Origin of the sequence: Pseudomonas sp. 18058 (genome assembly GCF_902706155.1) — a bacterium.
GTDB lineage: Bacteria > Pseudomonadota > Gammaproteobacteria > Pseudomonadales > Pseudomonadaceae > Aquipseudomonas > Aquipseudomonas rustica.
This window is the reverse complement of record NZ_CACSJY010000033.1, coordinates 63,763-70,689: the sequence shown is the minus strand read 5'-3', so window position 1 is coordinate 70,689 and position 6,927 is coordinate 63,763. Positions and strand designations below refer to the sequence as shown.

The 6,927-nt window shown below is 60.4% G+C and carries 8 protein-coding genes; 7 read left to right on the top strand and 1 reads right to left on the bottom strand.

Translation table 11 applies throughout. From position 1 onward, the window contains the following. The first annotated feature begins 142 nt into the window (after nucleotides 1–142). The 3 genes from GVL50_RS18480 to GVL50_RS18470 are packed head-to-tail and all read left to right on the top strand — an operon-like array spanning nucleotide 143 to nucleotide 1,988. Complete coding sequence (locus GVL50_RS18480) at nucleotides 143–640, top strand: MFS transporter (protein WP_159814668.1); 498 nt, start codon at nucleotides 143–145, stop codon at nucleotides 638–640. Nucleotides 641–656: 16 nt separating this feature from the next. After that, nucleotides 657–1,433: a class II glutamine amidotransferase gene (locus tag GVL50_RS18475; RefSeq protein WP_053118116.1), complete on the top strand. Its 777-nt coding sequence runs from the start codon at nucleotides 657–659 to the stop codon at nucleotides 1,431–1,433. A gap of 12 nt (nucleotides 1,434–1,445) precedes the next feature. Next, nucleotides 1,446–1,988, top strand: coding sequence for a DUF2937 family protein (locus GVL50_RS18470; protein WP_053118118.1), 543 nt, complete (start codon nucleotides 1,446–1,448; stop codon nucleotides 1,986–1,988). A gap of 141 nt (nucleotides 1,989–2,129) precedes the next feature. On the opposite strand, the gene GVL50_RS18465 is transcribed toward GVL50_RS18470, so the two are convergent. Then, on the bottom strand, nucleotides 2,130–3,044 hold the full coding sequence (locus GVL50_RS18465; protein ID WP_159814667.1) for a LysR family transcriptional regulator: 915 nt from the start codon (nucleotides 3,042–3,044) through the stop codon (nucleotides 2,130–2,132). A gap of 159 nt (nucleotides 3,045–3,203) precedes the next feature. Between GVL50_RS18465 and GVL50_RS18460 the strand changes: the two genes are divergently transcribed. From GVL50_RS18460 to GVL50_RS18445, 4 genes are all read left to right on the top strand, one after another. After that, a complete protein-coding gene (locus GVL50_RS18460; RefSeq protein ID WP_053118122.1) occupies nucleotides 3,204–4,490 on the top strand; it encodes an MFS transporter in 1,287 nt (428 codons plus the stop codon). 62 nt (nucleotides 4,491–4,552) lie between these two features. Further along, nucleotides 4,553–5,305, top strand: a complete 753-nt coding sequence (locus GVL50_RS18455; RefSeq protein WP_159814666.1) for a 5-oxoprolinase subunit PxpA — start codon at nucleotides 4,553–4,555, stop codon at nucleotides 5,303–5,305. Continuing rightward, nucleotides 5,302–6,006 carry a 5-oxoprolinase subunit PxpB gene (gene pxpB / locus GVL50_RS18450; protein ID WP_159814665.1) on the top strand — a complete coding sequence of 235 codons (705 nt, stop codon included), beginning with the start codon at nucleotides 5,302–5,304 and terminating at the stop codon, nucleotides 6,004–6,006. Before GVL50_RS18455 ends, pxpB begins: the two co-directional genes overlap by 4 nt. Continuing rightward, nucleotides 6,003–6,926 (top strand): biotin-dependent carboxyltransferase family protein, encoded by a 924-nt coding sequence (locus tag GVL50_RS18445; protein ID WP_159814664.1) that lies wholly within the window; start codon nucleotides 6,003–6,005, stop codon nucleotides 6,924–6,926. Before pxpB ends, GVL50_RS18445 begins: the two co-directional genes overlap by 4 nt. The last annotated feature ends 1 nt before the right edge of the window (nucleotide 6,927 follow it).

Genomic DNA, 6,927 nt, shown 5'->3' with positions numbered 1-6,927 from the left:
CGAAAGCGGTGTGTCAGATGACATTTGTTTCACTGACCCACCGCTTTCGCGAGCAAGCCCGCTCCCACAGGTCGTGTCTGTATTGGGACAAGCCGGACGGGCGAAAAGTCGTTACTATAAGCGCCTCTTTGCCTGCCTTGCCATGGACACCATGACCGAGAACGACTATCTGATCGCCTGGGGCCTCTACGCCTTTGCCGCCGTAGGCTGCCTGTTGGTATGGATGCGCCTGACCACCTGGATGTGGCGCTACCTGCGCGAGCCGCTGCGGGTGCTCATGGCGGTGTTGCTGTTCAGCCCGACCATCATTGACCCGGTGAAAGCCAAAGTTGCGCCGTCTATCGCCATTACCGCGCTGGATCTGGCGTTCAAGGTCGGCAACAACGCCTGGCGAGCGATCTCCGATCTGTTCATGTACAGCATGATCGCCCTCGGTATTTACCTGATCTTCGTGTTGATCCGTCTGCCAATCGAACGCGCGTCCCGTGCTCGCCGCGAGCAGGCAGAAGCCGCCAAGGCTGCCGCCCGTGCCGATGATCGCGATGACGATCAATCGTTCGGCGGCGTCGGCGATGACCGCTACGGTCGTCCGCCCGTCCCGAGCAATCCGCAGCGCACGCGGGTCGAGCCGCGCCTGTAATCCCGAGAGTCCGCACATGTGTGAATTACTGGGCATGAGTGCCAACGTGCCGACCGATATCGTGTTCAGCTTCACCGGCCTGATGCAGCGTGGCGGGCGTACCGGCCCGCACCGCGACGGCTGGGGCATCGCGTTTTACGAAGGTCGAGGCTTGCGCCTGTTTCAGGATCCGGCGGCTAGCAGCGAGTCGGAAGTCGCCAATCTGGTGCAACGCTATCCGATCAAAAGCGAAGTGGTCATCGGCCACATTCGCCAGGCCAACGTTGGCAAAGTCTGCTTATCCAACACTCACCCGTTCGTCCGCGAACTGTGGGGCCGCAACTGGTGCTTCGCGCACAACGGCCAACTCGCCGATTTCACCCCGATCAAAAGTTTCTACCGCCCGGTCGGCGATACCGACAGCGAGGCGGCGTTCTGCGATTTGCTCAACCGCGTGCGTGCAGCCTTTCCGGAACCGGTCGATATAGAAGAACTGTTGCCGGATCTGGTCGCCGCCTGCGCCGAATACCGCAGCAAAGGCGTGTTCAACTGCCTGCTCAGCGATGGCGACTGGCTGTTCTGCTATTGCTCGACCAAACTGGCACAAATTACTCGACGCGCACCGTTCGGCCCGGCGCGCTTGAAGGATGTCGACGTAATCGTCGATTTCCAGGCGGAAACCACGCCCAACGACGTGGTCACCGTGATTGCCACCGAACCGTTGACCGAAAACGAAACCTGGACCCGCTACGAACCGGGCCAATGGAGCCTGTGGCGACGCGGCGAATGCGTCAGCCAGGGTAAGACCGAATAAGGATTGCGCGCCATGTTGCTCAGTTATCTACGGCTGGTGTTGTTCGCGGCGGGCCTGTTGATCGGTGTCCAGGTGCCGGGCTTCATCAACGATTACGCGAAACGCGTCGAAGCGCATCTGATTGAAGCGCAGACCGGTTTGCGCGGTTTTCAGGGCACGGCTGATCAGTTTTTCAAAGGCGATATGCAGGCGCTGGTCGCGCATTATCGTGCCAGTGAAGATCCGATATTCCGTAGCGATGCGGATAGCCTGAACACTTTGCTCACCCGTCAGGTGGCGTTGGACAAGCAGTTCCAGGCGATGCAGGGCCCTTGGTACATCCGCTTCCTGCAAGTGGTGCTGGCGGCGGATCCGGACATTCGCAAGGAAACCTGGAATGGCTACAGCTATCAGATTCTGCTGACCCCGGAAGCGATGATCTGGGGCATGAGCGGCGCGCTGTTGCTGTCGTTCGGGATCGAATGCGTGTTCCGTCTGATTGACTGGGTAGTGCTCGGCGGCCGACGCCTGCGCCAGAGCCGCCCGATCGAAGACCGCGACGTGCGCGGCCTCTGAAGATCGTTCCCACGCTCTGCGTGGGAATGCAGCCCGGGACGCTCCGCGTCCCAAAGCGGACGCGGAGCGTCCATTGAGGCATTCCCACGCGGAGCGTGGGAACGATCATGTAGGAGCTGCCGAAGGCTGCGATCTTTGCTGTTAAGGGGTCAAAACCACATACCCATCACCAACCTTCTGCGCATACTCCGCCAACACCTGCTGACACAACGTCACAATCTCCTCGACCCACTCAACCCCCACCCGCCACGACACCACCACCTGCAAATCCGGTGGCCGCTGATCGATGTTCAGCAAGGTCAATTCCCCCCGCGCCAGTTCCTCCGCCACCAACACCGGCGGCAGCACGCCAATCCCGAATCCATCGCGCAACAACCGCGTGATCGCCGACACCGAATTCACGCAATTCAAACGCGGCGCCATCACCCCGTTCGCCTGCATCAACGCCACAAGGTCTTGATGCGGTCGGGAGTTTTTCGAGTAGGTGATGATGCGTTCCTGCGCCAGTTCAGCGAGGTCGGCGTAGTCGCGGTTGTAGATCGAATTACTGGCGACGATCCAGCCCAGCGGATGGCTGGCCAGTTCCAGGCTGCGCACACTTTCGTGGCGCACCAGATCGGTTTGCAGAACTATATCGAGAAAACCTTTTTGTAGCTGATCGCAGAGGTTCAGCGAGGTATCCGCCACCAGCTCGATTTCCACCCGTGGATACAGATCGGTCATCTGCGCCACCAACGGGCTCAGCCACGTGTGGATCACCGTGTCCATCACGCCGATGCGCACGCGGCCGACCTTGCTTGAGCGAGTCTCGATCGACTGCTTCAGCGCCGACATGGTGTCGAGCATCTGCTCGGCATAGTCGAGCACTTTCAGGCCTTCGGGCGTCAGGCTGACACCGCGCGAATCGCGCAGAAACAGCTTCACCCCCAGCTCGCCCTCCAGTACCGCAATGCGGCTGGAAATCGATGCCTGGGTGGTGAACAACTTGTCGGCGGTCAGGCGAAAACTCTTCAGGCGGGCGACCCAGACAAAGGTCTCGAGAAACTTCAGGTTCATGGGCAAGGCTCGGGTGACAAATTTTTCTTATGCCTAAGGCGGGTTTTTATTCGTTGGACGCAGCACGCCCTGGCGACGAAAAATCGGCGCATCCGGTTCCCACGATAGGCGTCGTCGGGGCTACGAACAAGACCAATAAAAAACCTGCGGAGATAAGCCATGAGTGCTCCCGACACCCTAGAAGCATCCCCGGCACCGGCGCGTCCGGGGCCGTTCGACTGGTACCGCAACATCAACCAGCAGGAGCGCCGCACCTTCTGGAGCTGCAAGATCGGCTATGGTCTGGACGGCATGGACACGCAGATGCTCAGCTTCGTCGTGCCGACGCTGATTGCGATGTGGGGCATCACCACCGGCGAGGCCGGGCTGATTCATACCAGCACGCTGATTGCTTCAGCGATTGGCGGTTGGGTCGCCGGGATTCTCTCCGACCGCATCGGCCGCGTGCGCACCCTGCAACTGACGGTGCTGTGGTTCGCCTTCTTCACCTTCCTCTGCGGCTTCGCGCAAAACTACGAACAACTGTTGATCGCCCGCACCTTGATGGGCTTCGGTTTCGGCGGCGAATGGACGGCCGGCGCGGTGCTGATCGGTGAGGTGATCCGCGCCAAGGATCGCGGCAAAGCGGTGGGCATGGTGCAATCCGGGTGGGCGTTGGGCTGGGGCCTGACGGCGATTCTGTACGCGCTGCTGTTCTCGGTGTTGCCACCGGAAGACGCCTGGCGCGCGCTGTTCATCCTCGGCATCGTACCGGCGATTTTTGTGATTTTCGTCCGCCGTCTGGTCAAGGATCCGGAGATCTATCGCGAAGCCAAGGCCCGACAAACGCCGGAGAATCAATCGAAGTTCTACGAGATCTTCGCCCCGGGCATGCTCTTCACCACGTTCCGCGCTTCGCTGCTGACCACCGGTGCGCTGGGCGGGTATTACGCGATCACTTCCTGGCTGCCGACCTTCCTCAAGAACGAACGCGGTTTGAGCGTACTCGGTACTGGCGGTTATCTGGCGATGGTGATTGTCGGCTCTTACGTCGGTTACGTGATCAGCGCTTACCTGACCGATCTGCTCGGCCGCAAAAAGAATTTCATCCTGTTCGCGGTCGGCTCGTTCACCATCGTTTTGCTCTATACGCAATTGCCGGTGAGTAACGGCGTGATGCTGTGGCTGGGCTTCCCGCTGGGCTTCTTCGCCTCAGGGATTTTCAGCGGCATGGGCGCGTTTCTCACTGAGCTGTTTCCGACGCGGATTCGCGGTTCGGGGCAGGGTTTTTGCTACAACATCGGGCGGGCGCTGGCGGCGTTGTTTCCGCTGCTGATCGGTTTGCTTAGCCAGACCGTGCCATTGAGTGTCGGCATTGGTGCTTTCGCGGCGGTGTCTTACGGCGTGGTGATCATCGCGGCATTGAGCCTGCCGGAAACCCGTGGCAAGCAACTCGATGCGCAGTAACTGATAACCTGCCAGGCACAATCCTACAGATAAAAAGACAAGCCCCTACAGGAGTGTTCACCGTGAGCCGCCTGCTATTGAATTGCGACATTGGCGAGAGCTTCGGCAGCTGGACCATGGGTCTGGACGCCGAGGTCATGCCCTTCATCGATTGCGCCAACATCGCCTGCGGTTTCCATGCCGGCGACCCGAGCATCATGCGTAAAACCGTCAGCCTGGCGTTGAGCCACGGCGTAAAAATCGGCGCGCATCCGGCTTATCAGGATCTGGTCGGTTTCGGCCGCCGTTCCATGGCGTATTCGGCGCAAGAGCTGCAAGACATCCTGCATTACCAGATCGGTGCACTCGATGGCATCTGCAAGGCGCAGGGTGGCGAGGTCAGTTACGTCAAACCGCACGGCGCGATGTACAACGACATGATGGCCAACCCGGCGCAATTGCGTGCGGTGATTCAGGCCGTGGCCGCTTACGACAGCAGCCTGCCGCTGATGTTGATGGCCACTCGCGACAACTCGGCCGCGCAGCAAATTGGTGATGAGTATGGCGTGATGTTGTGGTTCGAAGCGTTCGCCGACCGCGCCTATGACAGCGCCGGCAAACTGGTTTCGCGACAACTGCCGGGTGCGGTGCATCACGACCCTGAAAATATCATCGAACAAGCGCTGACCATTGCCCGTGGCGGCAACCTCACCGCCAGCGATGGCAGTGCGTTGCGCCTGCATGCCAACACCCTCTGCGTACACGGCGACAACGCCAGTTCGGTGGCCGCCGTGCAGCGTATTCGCGAGGCCTTGAATCAGCAGGATGCGCAATGAACCCAAGGATTGAAGTGGTGGCACTGGATTGCCTGATGCTGCGCCTGTTCGATGAAATCGCTGAGGCCAACATGCCATGGATGCTCGCCGCCAGTGAGCGCTTGCGTACGGTGTTTGGCGCGCAATTGATCGATCTGGTGCCGTCGTACACGACGCTGATGGTGCATTACGATTTGACGGTTTTGAGCCCGAATCAGGCGCGGGAATTGATCGCTGAGGCGCTGATTGATCTGTCGCCGAATTCACGATCCGCCGGTCAATGTCATGTGTTGCCGGTCTGGTATGACTTGAGCGTCGGGCCGGAGTTGAGCTTGCTGGCTGAGCGCAGTGGGCTGGCAGTGGAGGAGGTGATCCGTCGCCACAGCGGCCGCGAATATCAGGTGTTCGCCCTCGGCTTCGCGCCGGGTTTTGCCTTTATGGGTTTGGTCGAAGAAATCCTCGCGGCGCCACGTTTGAACACGCCGCGCAAGAAAGTCGCCGCTGGCAGCGTCGGTATCGCTGAGCGGCAAACCGCAGCCTATCCCGTGGTCTCGCCCGGTGGCTGGAATCTGATCGGTCGTACGCCGGCGAAACTGTTCGATCGTCATCGCGAGGGCTACAGCCTGATGCAACCCGGCGACACCGTGCGTTTCGAAGCCGTGAGCCATGCCGAGTTCATCAATCTGGGCGGCGACGACACGCCACTGGAGGCGCAGGCATGAGCCGATTGACGATTGAGGCGAGCACGGCGCTGTGTCTGTTGCAGGATGCCGGGCGATTTGGTGTGCGGCATCTGGGCGTGACTCAGGGCGGCGCGGCGGATTGGTGCTCGATGAGCTGGGCCAATTGGCTGCTGGGCAACGGGCTGGATTTGGCGGTGATCGAAATCACCCTCGGCGGCTTTGCGGTGGTGGCGGAAGAGGATTGCTTGCTGGCGCTGGCCGGGGCGGATCTTGGCGCGCAGGTAGATGGTCAGCCGTTGGCGCCGTGGCGCAGTTTCAAATTGGGCAAAGGGCAGAAATTGCAGTTCACGCAACCGTTGCTTGGCGCGCGGGCCTATCTGGCAGCACCCGGCGGCTTTGACGCGCCGAAAGTGTTGGGCAGCAGCGCGACGGTGGTGCGTGAAGAACTCGGTGGACTCGACGGCATGGGCTTGTCGTTGTCCAAGGGTTCAACGCTGAGTTATCACGGGGAATCGTTGCTGGTGCGGGAAATGCCGTTGGCGTTGCGGTCGGATCTGAAATCCAATGCCCCACTGGATCTGGTGCTCGGCGCACAGATCGGTCAGTTCAGCGGGCAGAGTTTGTTTGATGTGTTTAACAGTGCCTGGACGGTGGACAGTCGCGCTGATCGCATGGGTATTCGCTTGTTGGGCAAGGCGCTGGAGTATCAGGGGCAGCCGATGATTTCCGAGGGAATTCCGTTGGGCGCGGTGCAGGTGCCGCCGGATGGGCAGCCGATTGTGTTGCTCAATGATCGGCAGACGATTGGCGGCTATCCACGGTTGGGCGCATTGACGCCGCTGGCGTTGGCGCGGCTGGCGCAGTGTTTGCCGGGGGCGCAGGTGCGGTTGCGGCCTGTAGTGCAAGATGTCGCGCACCGTGAGCATGTCGGATATTTGCGGCGCTTTAAAGAAAGCTAAG